The sequence below is a fragment of the Catenuloplanes nepalensis genome (assembly GCF_030811575.1).
GTDB lineage: Bacteria > Actinomycetota > Actinomycetes > Mycobacteriales > Micromonosporaceae > Catenuloplanes > Catenuloplanes nepalensis.
Genome location: NZ_JAUSRA010000001.1, coordinates 4,162,473 through 4,175,696, shown reverse-complemented (window position 1 = coordinate 4,175,696; position 13,224 = coordinate 4,162,473). Strand labels below are relative to the sequence as shown.

The 13,224-nt window shown below is 72.5% G+C and carries 13 protein-coding genes; 5 read left to right on the top strand and 8 right to left on the bottom strand.

What is annotated here, in order from left to right; all coding sequences use genetic code 11:
• Both J2S43_RS17790 and J2S43_RS17785 read left to right on the top strand, forming a co-directional pair.
• Positions 1-1,161, top strand: coding sequence for a lycopene cyclase family protein (locus J2S43_RS17790; RefSeq protein ID WP_306830579.1), 1,161 nt, complete (start codon positions 1-3; stop codon positions 1,159-1,161).
• A gap of 68 nt (positions 1,162-1,229) precedes the next feature.
• The gene (locus J2S43_RS17785) at positions 1,230-1,883 is read left to right on the top strand and encodes a GOLPH3/VPS74 family protein (protein ID WP_306830577.1); all 654 of its coding nucleotides are present in this window, start codon (positions 1,230-1,232) and stop codon (positions 1,881-1,883) included.
• Positions 1,884-1,887: 4 nt separating this feature from the next.
• On the opposite strand, the gene J2S43_RS17780 is transcribed toward J2S43_RS17785, so the two are convergent.
• The 4 genes from J2S43_RS17780 to J2S43_RS17765 all read right to left on the bottom strand — a co-directional run bounded on the left by J2S43_RS17780 (position 1,888) and on the right by J2S43_RS17765 (position 4,335).
• On the bottom strand, positions 1,888-2,295 hold the full coding sequence (locus tag J2S43_RS17780) for a Rid family hydrolase (RefSeq protein ID WP_306830575.1): 408 nt from the start codon (positions 2,293-2,295) through the stop codon (positions 1,888-1,890).
• A 45-nt stretch (positions 2,296-2,340) separates the two neighbouring features.
• A complete protein-coding gene (locus J2S43_RS17775) occupies positions 2,341-2,898 on the bottom strand; it encodes a GAF domain-containing protein (protein ID WP_306830573.1) in 558 nt (185 codons plus the stop codon).
• A 153-nt stretch (positions 2,899-3,051) separates the two neighbouring features.
• Positions 3,052-3,543, bottom strand: coding sequence for a PH domain-containing protein (locus tag J2S43_RS17770; RefSeq protein ID WP_306830571.1), 492 nt, complete (start codon positions 3,541-3,543; stop codon positions 3,052-3,054).
• A gap of 132 nt (positions 3,544-3,675) precedes the next feature.
• On the bottom strand, positions 3,676-4,335 hold the full coding sequence (locus J2S43_RS17765; RefSeq protein WP_306830569.1) for a response regulator: 660 nt from the start codon (positions 4,333-4,335) through the stop codon (positions 3,676-3,678).
• 147 nt (positions 4,336-4,482) lie between these two features.
• Between J2S43_RS17765 and J2S43_RS17760 the strand changes: the two genes are divergently transcribed.
• Positions 4,483-6,198 carry an alpha/beta hydrolase gene (locus tag J2S43_RS17760; RefSeq protein WP_306830567.1) on the top strand — a complete coding sequence of 572 codons (1,716 nt, stop codon included), beginning with the start codon at positions 4,483-4,485 and terminating at the stop codon, positions 6,196-6,198.
• A gap of 42 nt (positions 6,199-6,240) precedes the next feature.
• Here the strand turns inward: J2S43_RS17760 and J2S43_RS17755 are convergent, their stop codons facing one another.
• From J2S43_RS17755 to J2S43_RS17740, 4 genes are read right to left on the bottom strand one after another with little or no spacing between them, the layout of a single operon-like run.
• Positions 6,241-7,803, bottom strand: a complete 1,563-nt coding sequence (locus tag J2S43_RS17755; RefSeq protein WP_306830566.1) for a dipeptide ABC transporter ATP-binding protein — start codon at positions 7,801-7,803, stop codon at positions 6,241-6,243.
• Positions 7,800-9,452, bottom strand: coding sequence for an ABC transporter substrate-binding protein (locus J2S43_RS17750; protein ID WP_306830564.1), 1,653 nt, complete (start codon positions 9,450-9,452; stop codon positions 7,800-7,802). Before J2S43_RS17750 ends, J2S43_RS17755 begins: the two co-directional genes overlap by 4 nt.
• Positions 9,449-10,441 carry an ABC transporter permease gene (locus J2S43_RS17745; RefSeq protein WP_306830562.1) on the bottom strand — a complete coding sequence of 331 codons (993 nt, stop codon included), beginning with the start codon at positions 10,439-10,441 and terminating at the stop codon, positions 9,449-9,451. The genes J2S43_RS17750 and J2S43_RS17745 overlap by 4 nt, the downstream gene beginning before the upstream one ends.
• Positions 10,438-11,364 (bottom strand): ABC transporter permease, encoded by a 927-nt coding sequence (locus J2S43_RS17740; RefSeq protein WP_306830560.1) that lies wholly within the window; start codon positions 11,362-11,364, stop codon positions 10,438-10,440. The genes J2S43_RS17745 and J2S43_RS17740 overlap by 4 nt, the downstream gene beginning before the upstream one ends.
• Before the next feature lie 214 nt (positions 11,365-11,578).
• On the opposite strand from J2S43_RS17740, the gene J2S43_RS17735 reads away from it, so the two are divergent.
• Both J2S43_RS17735 and J2S43_RS17730 read left to right on the top strand, forming a co-directional pair.
• Positions 11,579-12,406, top strand: a complete 828-nt coding sequence (locus tag J2S43_RS17735; RefSeq protein WP_306830558.1) for a basic amino acid ABC transporter substrate-binding protein — start codon at positions 11,579-11,581, stop codon at positions 12,404-12,406.
• A 20-nt stretch (positions 12,407-12,426) separates the two neighbouring features.
• A complete protein-coding gene (locus J2S43_RS17730) occupies positions 12,427-13,221 on the top strand; it encodes an amino acid ABC transporter permease (protein ID WP_306830556.1) in 795 nt (264 codons plus the stop codon).
• Positions 13,222-13,224: the final 3 nt, after the last annotated feature.

Genomic DNA, 13,224 nt, shown 5'->3' with positions numbered 1-13,224 from the left:
ATGACCGTGGACGTCGACATCGCCCTGGTGGGCGGCGGGGGAGCGGCCTCGCTGGTGCTGGCCGCGCTCGGCCGGGCCGGGGTGCCCGGGCTGCGGGTGGCGATCGTCGACCCGGTGCACAAGCGCGGGCAGGACCGCACCTGGGCCTTCTGGGGTACGCCCGGCACCTTCCTCGACCCGCTGCTGAGCGCGAGCTGGGACGAGGTCGACGTGGTGACGCCCGCCCGCCGCCGGAGCCTGCCGCTGGCGCCGCTGCGGTACGCGATGCTGCGCTCCGCGCCGCTCTACGACCTGGCCGCGGACGCGGAGAAGCGCCTGGACGCGACCCGGCTGACCGTGCCCGCGGGCGCGCTGGACGACGACGGCGAGCGGGTCACGGTCGCCGGGCCGGACGGTGCGCCGCTGGTCCGTGCGGCCTGGGTGCTCGACTCCCGCCCGCGCAAGCCGGAGCGGCCGGGCCTGACCACCTGGCTGCAGCACTTCCGCGGCTGGTGGCTGGAGGCGGACCGGCCGGTGTTCGACCCGGGCCGGGCCGTGCTGATGGACTTCCGCACGCCGCAGCCGGCCCGGGGCGTCTCGTTCGGGTACGTACTGCCGGTCAGCGACCGGTTCGCGCTGATCGAGTACACCGAGTTCTCGCCCGCGACGCTGACCGGCGAGGCCTACGACGCGGCGCTGCACGCCTACGCCGCGCTGCTCGGCCTGGACCTGACCGGGCTGCGCGTGCGCGAGGTCGAGGACGGCGTCATCCCGATGACCGACGGCCCGTTCCGGCCCCGGCCGTCACCGCGGGTGGTCCGGCTCGGCACGGCCGGCGGCGCCACCCGCCCGTCGACCGGCTACACGTTCTCCGCCATGGCCCGCCAGGCCGGCGACGTCGCCCGCGCGCTCGCGGCCGGCCGCGCGCCGGTGCCGGCGCCGCCGTACCCGGCCCGGCACCTGTGGATGGACGCGGTGCAGCTGCGCGCGCTCGACCGCGGTCTGACCGGCGGCGTCGCCTTCTTCGACCGCCTCTTCGACCGCAACCCGGCCGGCCGCGTGCTCCGCTTCCTCGACGGCGGCACGTCCCCGCGCGAGGACCTGATGCTGATGGCCTCCAGCCCGCTGCTCCCGATGACCCGTGCCGCGCTCGACCACGCGCTGCACCGCGTGCGCAGCTGAGCCGACGTGGCCCGGATCACCCCGGGCCGGCTGGACCGTGTGCCGAGCACCGGTTGTCCACTGAGGCGATGCCGATCTCACACCACACCGCGGAGACGCTGCCGCACCAGTTCTTCCTGCTCAGTCATCACCCGGAGAAGGGCAGGCTGGACGACGACAGCGCCGAGCCGCGGGGTTCGCTGCTCTGCGCCGCCGCGGTCGCCGAGCTGTGCACGTCCGGCCTGATCGAGGACCGCGACGGCCGGGCCGTGCGCACCGGTGCGCCGGTCCCGGCCGGGCTCGGTCCGTTCGTCGCGGCGGTGCTCGGCGACGTGCCGGCGGATCGTCCGCGCCGCTGGCTGGACGTGCTGGAGCAGCAGCGGTGGTGGACGGCCGAGGAGGCGGTCCGCGACGAACTGGCCGCGGCCGGGGTGATCACGGTCGAGCGGCGCCGGTTCCGGTCGGCGCGGATCCACGTCGCCGATCCCGGCCCGGTGCGGGGGCTGCGCGACCGGGTGCGTGCCGCGGCGCGGAACGACCCCGGCGCCGCGACGATCCGGGAGACCGTGCTGGCCGTCCTGGCGATCGAGGGCGCGGTGAACACCGTGTTCGGCTGGCGTGACCTCTGGGGCCACAAGCCGGCGGTACGGGCGCTGCGCGACCGTTTCGACCGAGAGCTCCCCGGCCTGCGCGAGGCCGCGGTCGGGTCGGCCGCGCTGCGCCGTACCCCGGCGAGCACCTGACGGGTCAGCCGGTGACGGCGACGACGCGGATCTCCACCCGCATCGCCGGGTCGCCCAGCGCCGCCACCCCGATCTCGGTCCAGATCGGGTGGCGGTCGCCGAGCCGCTTGCGGAACTGCTCGATCATGATGCGGTTGTGCTCCTCGAAGTCCTCCGGGCCGAGCACGTGAAGCGAGTCGACCGAGACGACGTCGGTCCACGCCGCCCCGGCCTCGGCGAGCGTCCGCTCGACGTTGTCGAAGGCCCGGACGATCTCGGCCGCAAGCTCCGCGGGGAACTCGAACGAGTCGTTCCACCCGCCCTGGCCGGAGATCTCCACCCGGTCGCCGATCCGGACGGCCTGGCTGTAGTGCCGGTCCCGGCGCATGATCTCGCCGTACCCCGGTGTCGCGAAGAACTGCGGTTCAGTCATGATCCAATGCGACACCGTGTTCCCGGCACATGGTCAAGGTCCGCACTACCCGGCCGCCGGCACCCGCCCGGCCGCGCTGCGGATCAGGCTGAGCCGCATCTCCAGCTCGTCGGAGACCATCGAGGCCAGGTGCTCCAGCGCCTGGAGCTGCCGGGGTGTGGCCGTGCGCGGCCGGCTGTCGATCGCGTTGACCGTGCCGAGGCGGTAGCCGTCGCGCGTGCGGATCGGGGCGGCGGCGTAGAAGCGCAGGCCGAGTTCGCCGCGGACGAGCGGGTGTTCGAGCGTGCGCGGGTCCCGGGCCGCGTTCGTGACCACGTACGTGTCGTTCTGCGCGATCACCGATGCGCACAGTCCCGGCTCCCGGCCGACCTCACGCACGCCGGTCAGGCCCTGGCAGGCCGCGAGCCAGACCCGGTCCTGCTCGACCAGCGACACCGTCGCGATCGGCGTGTCGAAGATCGTGCCGGCCAGAAAGGCGATCCGGTCGTACGCGTCCTCCACCGGCTGGTCCACGAGGACGTAGCGGCGGACCGCCTCGAGGCGCCGCAGCTCGGCCTCGGCGGAGGAGGCGGTGGTGGTGTCCAGGTACTCGTACGAGTTCACGGCGGTTCCCTTCACGGTGGTGCGGTGGTGCTTTCCCCAACGCTCGACACCGGGGAGACGCCGGAGACCGGGACCGGATTCACGCGATCGGCGCCCGCACCGCCACGGACGGGTGAGGAAACAGGCTCTAGCATCGGCCCCGTGATCGTGCCGTCATCCGGCCCGCTCGCTGAAGCGGCGGTGCTGCCAGAGGATGACGAGCCCGTTCAGGTCACGCTCGAAGTCGGTACTGGACCGGTAGGCGCGATCGTCGAAGAACTGCAGCGTCTTGCGCTGCCGTTCGTGCTGCCGGGCCCGTACCCAGATCGCCAGATGCGGCGCCGCCTGGAACGGCCCGACCATCGCGACCATCGGGTTGGTGTGTACCCCGATCTCGATGATGTCCTCCCACCGGTAGTGCTGCACCCGGAACATCGCCCTTCGCGTGATCCCCTCCGCCGTGATGACCGTCCCGATCCACGACGCCCACCCGAACAGCCCCGCCAGCCCCGCCACCGCCCCCACCACCAGCAGCACCCGCGCCGCCACCCCCCACTCGGCGAACACCGCCTGCGCCCCGGCCACGGTCAGCACGATGAACGCCAGATACCCCAGAACGCCATAGATCCCCCTCGGCGCCCGGAACCTCATCGGCAGCGACAGCATCTTCCCCACCCGTCTCCCGCATGTGGACGGAGCGTAGATCCGGCATTCCCGGCCCGGTGATGGTCGTTCGGCCCCCAGGCCACGCTCATCGTGCGGTGCCGCGAAACCCGCATCGGACGCCGGAAGCGGCGCTCAGGGCCTCCGGAGTGGGATGTCCGGGCCGACCAGGCCGTGCCGCCAGGCCCAGATGGCGATCTCGGTGCGGTTGCGGGCCGGTAGCTTGGACTGGAGGCTGGCCAGGTGTGACTTCACGGTGGACAGGGAGATCCGCAGGTCGCCGGCGATCTCCGCGTTGGTGCGGCCGTGGGCGACCGCGAGCACCACGTCTCGCTCGCGGGCGGTGACCGGTAGATCGGCCGGCTCGGTGCGGGTGAAGTGGCGGAGCAGGCGCACGGTCACGGCCGGGGAGATCACGGCCTTGCCGTCGGCCGCGGCGCGCACCGCGTCGGCCAGCCAGCGGGCGCCGGCGTCCTTGAGCAGGAAGCCGCTGGCGCCGGCGAGCAGCGCGGCGTAGACGTTCTCGTCGACGTCGTAGGTGGTCACCACGACCACCTTCAGCGGGTCGGCGACGTGCGGGCCGGCCAGCAGTTCGGTGGCGCGCACGCCGTCCAGCTTGGGCATGCGCACGTCCATCAGCGTGACGTCCGGGCGCAGGCTGCGGGCCAGCCGGACCGCGGCCTCACCGTCCGCGGCCTCGCTGATCACCTCGATGTCCGGCTCGGCGTCGAGGATGAGCCGGAACGCGGTGCGGACCAGGCTCTGATCGTCGGCCACCAGGACCCGGATCGGCATCGGTCTCCTCTCGACAGTGGACCAGCAAGGACGGTGGCCAGCGCGTCCTCGTCCGAAAGTACTACCTTTCGTCAATCGACCGTGGACGTGGGCGGCGAGCGGTGCTGGGATCGAGGGCGTCCGATACCAGCCACGAAAGGACCGCCTGTGCGCAGACAGACCGCCGGTTCGGCGATCATCCTCACCACCGCGCTCGTGATAGCCGGGACCGCGGTCCCGGCGAGCGCCGCCACCGACCCGTTCGCCGCGTTCGCCGGGCAGGAGGTGACCTGGGGGCCGTGCGCGTTCACCACGGAGCCGGGCACGGTGCCGGTGGAGTGCGCGACGATCACGGTGGCCCGGGACTGGGCCGCGCCCGGCAACGGGCGCACGCTGCAGGTGTCGATCAGCCGGGTCGCCGCGTCCGGCGAGAAGCTCGGTTCGCTGCTGATCAACCCGGGTGGCCCCGGCGGGCAGGGCACGTCGCTGCCCGGCTACCTGGCCGCGATCCAGCCCGCGCTGCACGAGCGGTACGCGCTGATCGGCATGGACCCGCGCGGGACCGGCCAGGAGGGCGGCACCACGCCCGAGATGGAGACCTGCGAGGTGCCGATCGACCGGCTCTCCACCCGCACCGACCTGGACGCGCGTGACCGGTCGGCGCGGAGCATCGCGGAGCACCACAAGCTGCCGCGCGCGATCGCGGAGGCCTGCCAGAGCGAGGCGCTCGCGCCGTACATCACGACCTGGCAGACCGCGCACGACATGGAGCTGATCCGGATCCTGCTGGACGAGTCCCGCCTGGACTACCTGGGCTACTCGTACGGCACCTGGCTCGGCGCCAAGTACGCGTCGCTGTTCCCGGGCAGTGCCGGCAAGATGGTGCTGGACTCCAGCACGAACTTCCAGGGCCGGTTGCAGGCCGCGTTCGAGGCGTGGCCGCCGATCAACCAGCGGCTGTTCGGCGACCAGTTCCTGCCCTGGATGACCCGGCAGTTCCCGGAGATCGCCGGCACGACGACCGAGGAGGCCGCGGCGAACTGGGAGCGCGGCCGGGCGTACTTCGCGGCCAACGGCGTCAGCCCGGACGACTACGACGCCTCGTTCGTCGGGCTCGGCTCGGAGTTCGCCTGGGTGCTGGCCGTGCTGGTCTTCGCGATGGGCGTGAGCGGCGCGGACGGCGAGGCGCCGGAGCTGGCCGGTTCGGAGCTCGCGCCGATGCTGGACGCGCGCTCGCGTGCGGTCTTCGGCGTGCCGCTGACCGGCCTGACGCCGGCGGTCGCCGTGGCCGCGCTGGCCGACGACCCGGCGGACTACGCGCTCGCGCCGACCACCCGGTTCGCCGTGGCCTGCGGTGACCAGCCGACCCGCTCGGTCGCGTGGTACAAGCGGCTCAGCGACGAGCAGGGCCCGCAGTTCCCGCTGTTCGGCTGGCAGTACGGCATCGGCGAGGCGTGCGCGTTCTGGTCCGATGCCCCGCGCCAGCAGCTCCCGCAGCTGCCCGCGGAGGTTTCCGGCCGGGTGCTGGTGGTGCAGGGTGAGTTCGACCCGCAGACCGGGTACGAGCAGGCCCGCTCCGCGGTCCGGGCCGCGCCCGGCGTCAGCCTGGTGTCGGTCGACGACAGCCCGTTCCACGGCCAGTACGCGTTCCAGGGCAACCCGTGCGTGGACGGCATGGTGAACGTGTTCCTGCTGCACAACTCCCGTCCGGGCACCGCGACCTGCCCCGGGCTTCCGCTGCCGGGCGAGACCGCGGTCTTCCCGGTCGCTGGCCCGGTCCGCACGCCCGCCCCCGCGCGGGCCGCGGCCGCCGAGGTGGCGCCGCTGGCCGAGCTGCGCGCGTCGGTGCAGGAGCGGATCAGTGCGATGAACCGGCTCGGCTGAGCCGGCGGTTCGTGGGCTCCCGCACGCGCGGGAGCCCACGGGTCACCGGGCGCGCTGCCGCCGCGGGTCCGCGATCGGGGCGGCGTCGAGCAGGCGCCGAGTGTACGGGTGGGACGGCGCGGAGAGCACGTCCGCGGTGCTGCCCTGCTCGACGATCGTGCCGCGGTGCAGCACCGCGACCCGGTGCGCGATCGCCCGGACCACGGCCAGGTCGTGGCTTACGAACAGGCAGGCGAAGCCGTACTCGCGCTGCAACCCGGCGAGCAGCGCCAGCACGTCGGCCTGGATGGAGACGTCGAGCGCGCTGGTCGGCTCGTCCGCGATGAGCAGCGCGGGCCGGAGCGCGAGCGCGCGGGCGATCACGACGCGCTGGCGCTGCCCGCCGGACAGCTCGTGCGGGTAGCGGCCGGCGTAGGACACGTCCAGCCGGACCGAGGTGAGCAGCTCGTCGACGCGGGCGCGGGCGTCCGTGCCGGGGGAGTGCAGCGCGAGCGGCTCCGCGATGCTGTCGCGGACCGTGCGGCGCGGGTCGAGCGCGGCGGCCGGGTCCTGGAAGACCACGCCGATCCGGGAGCGTACGGCGCGCAGCGCGCGGCCGCGGGCCCGGCCGACGTCCACGCCGCCGACCGTGACCGTGCCGGATGTGATCGGGGCGAGCCCGGCCAGCGCGCGCCCGATCGTGGACTTGCCGGACCCTGACTCGCCGACCAGCCCGACGACCGTGCCGGCCGGGATGTCCAGGGACACGCCGTCGACCGCGCGGACTGAGCGTCCGTAGTGGACGGACAGATCGCTCACCGCGGCCGCGCTGCCGGAATCGACCGGTGAAGGGAGGAACGGCCCGGTCACGGACGGGACCGCGGCCAGCAGCGCGCGTGTGTAATCATGCGAGGGCGCGTCGAAGAGCCGCTCGACCGGCGCGGACTCGACCACGGCGCCGGAGCGCAGCACCACCACGTCGTCGGCCAGGTCCGCGACCACGCCCATGTCGTGCGTGATGAGCAGGATCGCGGTGTCGCGCAGGCCGCGCAGCAGCGCGAGGATGCCGGCCTGGACGGTCACGTCGAGCGCGGTGGTCGGCTCGTCCGCGATCAGTACCTCGGGGTCGCCGCTGAGCGCCATCGCGATCATCGCGCGCTGCAGCTGCCCGCCGGAGAGCTGGTGCGGGTACGACGCGGCGACGCGGTCCGGCTCGTCCAGCCCGGCGTCGGCCAGCAGCGAGCGCACCCGATCCCGCAGCGGGCCGCGAGCGAGCCGCCGGTGCACCGTGACGGCCTCCGCGATCTGCGCGCCGATGGTGTGCACCGGGTTCCACGCGCCCATCGGCTCCTGGAAGATGGTGCCGATCCGGGCGCCGCGCACGGACCGGAGCACGGCCGGCGGCGCCCCCAGCAGTTCCGCGCCGGAGAGCCGGATGCTTCCGGTCACGGTGGCGGACGGGGGCAGCAGGCCGAGCGCGGCCATCGCGGTGACGGACTTGCCGGATCCCGACTCGCCGACCAGCGCGAGCGTCCGCCCGCGGTGCAACGTGAACGTCACACCGCGGGCGGCCCGCACCCGGCCGAAGGCGACGGAGACCCCGTCGAACTCCAGCACCGCGCTCACTGGGTCAGCGACGCCTTCAGGTAGTTCGGGTACGCCGGGAACTCGCCGATGAAGAAGTTCGCCACCTTCGACCCGCGCAGGAACGTGTTCTTCGTGTAGATCAGCGGCACCACCGGCGCGTCCTGGAGGATCAGGTTGTCGGCGTGCGCCCACAGCGCCTGTGACTTCGTCGGGTCGACCTCCGCGGTGGCCTGCTCGATCAGCGCGTCGACCTTCGGGTTGGAGTAGCGCGCCAGGTTGAACCCGCCGCCGCCGATCTCGCTGCTGGCGAAGAGCGGCTGGATGTTGCCGTTCGGGGACGGGAAGTCCGGCTGCCACGAGGTGAGGGTCAGGTCGTAGTCGTCGCGCTCGCCGCTGGTCACGTGCTCGAACCAGGACTCGTACTCCTCGGTGCGGATCTCGACCTGGATGCCGGCCCGCGCGTACCCCTGCTGCAGTGCCTGCGCCAGACTGCTCCACTGCCCGTCGCTGCGGGTCAGCAGGGTGAGCTTGGGCGCCGGCTGCCCGGCCTCGGCGAGCAGCCGCTTGGCCTGGTCCACGTCACCGGCCGGGTCGGCGGGGTAGAGGTTGTACTGCGCGCGCCCCGGGATACCCGGCGTGATCAGCGTGGTGGCGAGGCTGCCGCCCAGGTCACCGCCGGAGGCGACCTGGTAGGCGCGTTTGTCGGCCGCGTAGTTGAGCGCCTGCCGCACGCGCACGTCCGTCACCCGGCGCGTGTTGATCGCCAGGTAGGCCAGCGCGCCCGGTGAGGAGGTGACCAGCCGGTCCTTTACGGCCGGGTTCGCCGCCGCCTGCGCGAGCTGGGCCGGTGGGACGAAGTTCGCGCCGAACGCGGACTGGTCGTCGCCGGAGTTCGCGACCAGCCGCTGCGCCGCGACCGTGGTGTCCTGCCCGAGCTGGAAAATGATCTTGTCGGGGCCGGCCGTGCGGACCGGGTCGGTCTCCTGCTTCCACGCCGGGTTGCGGGAGAGCACAGCCTCCACGCCCGCGGTGTACGACTCGATCTGGTACGGCCCGGACGGCACCGGTTTCCTGCCGTAGTCGGCCGGGTCGTCCGAAGCCTTCGGCACCGGCGCGAACGCGGGCATCGACGCGATCCACGGCCAGTCGCCGTACGCGGTCTTCAGCGTGAACGTGATCGTCCTGTCGTCCGGCGTCGCGATCGAGGGAAGCGACGCCCCGCCGTACGGCCCCTTGTACGCGTCACCGCCGGCCAGCAGCGCCTTGTGGTAGCCGAGCCCACCGCCCAGCTCCGGCGCGAACGAGCGCTCCAGGCCGTACTTGATGTCCCTGGTGGTGATCGGCGAGCCGTCCGGGTAGGTCAGCCCGTCCTTCAGCGTGTAGGTCCAGGTCTTGCCGCCGTCCGTGGTGGTGCCGGTGTCGGTGGCCAGGTCGGGCACCGGCTTGGCGGACTTGCCGATGCCGATGTCCCAGGTGGTGAGCCGGCGCAGCACCAGGCCGCCGGAGGTGATCGCCAGCGTCTGGCTCTTCGCCGGGTCCAGGTTGAACTCGCTGGCCGAGGACAGGATGCGCAGCGTGCCACCCTTCTGCGCGCCGGTCTCGCCGGGCGGCGCGGACGGGTTGGCGTTGCACGCGGTCAGCCCCAGGATCACTGTGGCGGCGACCGCGAGGGTATGGCGGGCTCTCATCGATTTCCCTTCTGAACACGGGGGTCGAGCACGCCGTGCAGCACGTCCACGGCGGCGTTCGCGGCCACGATCACGGCGGCCGAGAAGAGGGTGACGCCGATGATCACCGGCAGGTCGGCGTTGCCGACGGCGTCGATCAGCAGTGAGCCGAGGCCCGGCATGCTGAAGACGCGCTCGGTCAGGACCGCGCCGCCGAGCAGGCCGCCGAGGTCCAGACCGAAGTACGTGACGATGGGTACGAGCGTGTTGCGCAGCCCGTGCCGGCGCAGTACCGCGCCCTCGCGCAGGCCCTTGGCGCGCGCGGTGCGGATGAAGTCCTCGCCGAGCACCTCCAGCAGCTGGGTGCGGGTCAGCCGGGCGTAGACGGCCGCGGAGATCAGCGCGAGTACCAGCCAGGGCAGGATCAGGTGCCAGGCCCAGTCGACCGGGCTCTCGAAGAACGGCACGTAGCCCGCGACCGGCACCATGTTCAGCGTGAACCCGAAGATCAGCAGGCCGATCAGCCCGACCAGGTAGGCGGGGGCGGAGACCGCGGCCACGGAGAGCGTCATCGCGGCCCGGTCCAGCAGCGAGCCGCGCTTCACGGCGGAGATCGTGCCGGCCGCGACGCCGAGCACCAGCCACAGCACGGCCGCGCCGATCGCCAGCGAGAACGTGACCGGCGCGCGCTCGGCGATCAGCTCGGTGACCGGCGCGCCGAGCCGGAACGAGTAGCCCAGGCACGGCGCCGCGCACTCGACCGAGGCGGCGGCGCTGCCGAACGTGCGGCCGGTCGCGATCCCGCCGAGGAACTCCAGGTACTGCCGGAGCAGCGGTTCGTCGTAGCCCATGAACGCGCGCGCGTCCGCGAGCCGGTCCGGCGTGCAGGGCCGGCCGCAGGACATCAGCGCCGGGTCGGACGGCGCCGCGATCAGCAGCGTGTAGGTCAGGAAGCTGACGATCAGCAGGACGCCGAGCATGCCGCCGAGCCGCTTCAGGGTCCATCTCATCGGTGCAGCTCCCGCAGGCGCGGGTCGAGCGCGTCCCGGAGGCCGTCGCCGAGCAGGTTGAACGAGAGCGTGGCCGCGAACAGCGCGGTGCCCGGGAACAGCAGGTACATCGGGTCGAGCTGCACCCAGGAGATCGCGTCGCCGATCGAGCGGCCCCAGGACGGCGTCGGCGGTGGCACGCCCACGCCGAGGAACGACAGCGCGGCCTCCATGCCGATCATCGACGGCACCAGCATCGTGCCGAAGACCAGCACCGTGGGCAGCAGGTTCGGCAGCACGTGCCGCAGAAGCACCTGGTGCGGCCGGGCGCCGAGCGCGATCGCGGCGACCACGAACGTGCGGTGCCGCAGCGCGATCGTCTGCGCGCGCACCACCCGGGCGATCGGCGGCCAGCCGAAGAAGCCGACGACCAGCACCACCAGCAGCAGCCGCGGCATCTCCGGCGGCGCGACCGCGCTGAGCGCGATCATGAAGACCAGGGACGGAAACCCGAAGACCACATCGGTGGTACGGGAGGCGAGCGCGTCCCACCACCCGCCGGCGAAGCCCGCGGTGGCGCCGAGCGCGACCCCGATGGCGACCGCGACCAGCGTGGCGCCCACGCCGACGAGCAGCGAGGTGCGGGCGCCGTGCAGCACGATCGCGAACAGGTCGCGGCCGGTCATCGGCTCGACGCCGAACCAGTGCTCCGTGCCGATGCCACCGCCGGCGCCGAGCGGGACGCCGCCACCGGAGACCGCGTCCAGGTCGTAGGTGTAGGGGTCGTGCCCGGAGAGCCGGGTGATCAGCGGCGCGGCCAGCGCGGCCGTGATCAGCGTGACGGCGATCACTCCGCCGGCCACGGCCCAGCGGTCGCGGCGCAGCCGGCGCCAGACGTGGGCACGCTGCGCGGCGGGCGGCGCGGAGAACGCGATCTCCGTCACGAAAACCCCTCTCAATTGGCGCCTAATCCTATGTGCCGAATGGGGAATGTCCAGCGATATGTGTCAGTGACGACGGTAACGTAGGGAAGCGGATGATGTGTGCACGGTCACGTCCGGCCGTCGTCGTAAGTTGATCTTCTCTGTTGCCGGGCGGATAACTCTGGATTAATGTGTCTCGACCCGCGATGCGGGGCTCGGGACCTGGGGAGAAAGCATGAATCCGCTCGTGAACACTCGGAGGGTGGCCGCGCTCGCGGCCGCGGTGACGCTCGGGCTCGGCGGCCTCGCCGGCTGCGCCAAGGAGGACACCGGTGGCACGACCGAGGGCGGCGTGACGCTGGTCAAGGCCGGCGCGCTGACCACCTGCACGCACCTGCCGTACGCGCCGTTCCAGGCGAAGGACGACACCGGCAAGGTGGTCGGCTTCGATGTCGCGCTGGTCGACCTGGTCGCCAAGAAGCTCGGCGTGACGCAGGAGATCATCGATACGCCGTTCGAGGGCATCAAGTCCGGCTCCGACCTCAACGCCGGCAAGTGCGATATCGCGGCGGCCGGCATGACCATCACCGACGAGCGCAAGGTGGTGCTGGACTTCTCCGACCCGTACTTCGACGCCACCCAGGCGCTGGCCGTGCTCACCGGCAGTTCGGTCAAGACCCTGGAGGAGCTGGCGGGCAAGCGCGTCGGCGTGCAGGGCGGCACCACCGGCGAGGCGTACATCAACGCCCAGGTCGCCGAGAAGAGCCTGGACATCGAGGTGGTCTCGTACAAGGACCTGGCCGCGCAGCAGCAGGCGCTCGCCACCAACCAGGTCGAGGCCGCGGTCAACGACCTGCCGGTCTGGAACGAGTACATCAAGACCAACCCCGGCAAGGTCGTCGTCGCGACCGGCTTCGACACCGGCGAGCAGTACGGCTTCGCGGTCAAGAAGGGCAACGCCGAGCTGCTGAAGGCGGTCAACGAGTCGCTCGCCGCGGCCCGCACCGACGGCACCTACGACCAGATCTACGCGACCTGGATCGGCGCCAAGCCGGCGGCCTGACGACCCCTTCGGCGACTTTCATGAAGCTGACCCGACGCCGGCGGCAACGGCTCGCCCGTACCGCCGGCTATGTGGTGTTCGCACTGGTCATCGTGGCCGTGGTCGCGTCCGCGGACTGGGGCACGCTGTCCGAGGCGTTCTTCCGTCTCGACGTCGCCCAGGGCATGTTCCCCGAGGCGATCACGGTCGCGCTGCGCAACACCGTCCTCTACACGCTCCTGGCGTTCGCGTTCGGCCTGGTCCTCGGCCTGGTCCTGGCGCTGATGCGGCTGTCGTCGATCCTGCCGTACCGCTGGTTCGCGACCGCCTACATCGAACTGTTCCGCGGCCTGCCCGCGCTGCTGGTGCTGTTCATGGTCGGCTACGGCGTGCCGCTGGCGTTCCCGGACCGGGAGATCCCGGGCGGCGTCTACGGCTCGGTCACGCTCGGCCTCGGCCTGACCGCGGCGGCGTACATGGCGGAGACGCTGCGCGCCGGCATCCAGGCCGTCCCCAGGGGGCAGCTGGAAGCGGCTCGCACGCTCGGCATGTCGCACACCCGGGCGATGATCTCGATCGTCCTCCCGCAGGCGTTCCGGATCGTGATCCCGCCGCTGACCAACGAGATCATCCTGCTGACCAAGGACACCTCCCTGGTGTACGTGCTCGGCGTGACCTCCACGACCATCGAGCTGACCAAGTTCGCCGGCGACGCGCTCAACACCCGCGTCAACCCGACACCGCTGGTCGTGGCCGGCCTGCTCTACCTGCTGATCACGCTGCCGCTGTCGCAGTTGGTCCGTGGGCTGGAGCGGCGCGCCGCGAGGGAGAGGTGACCG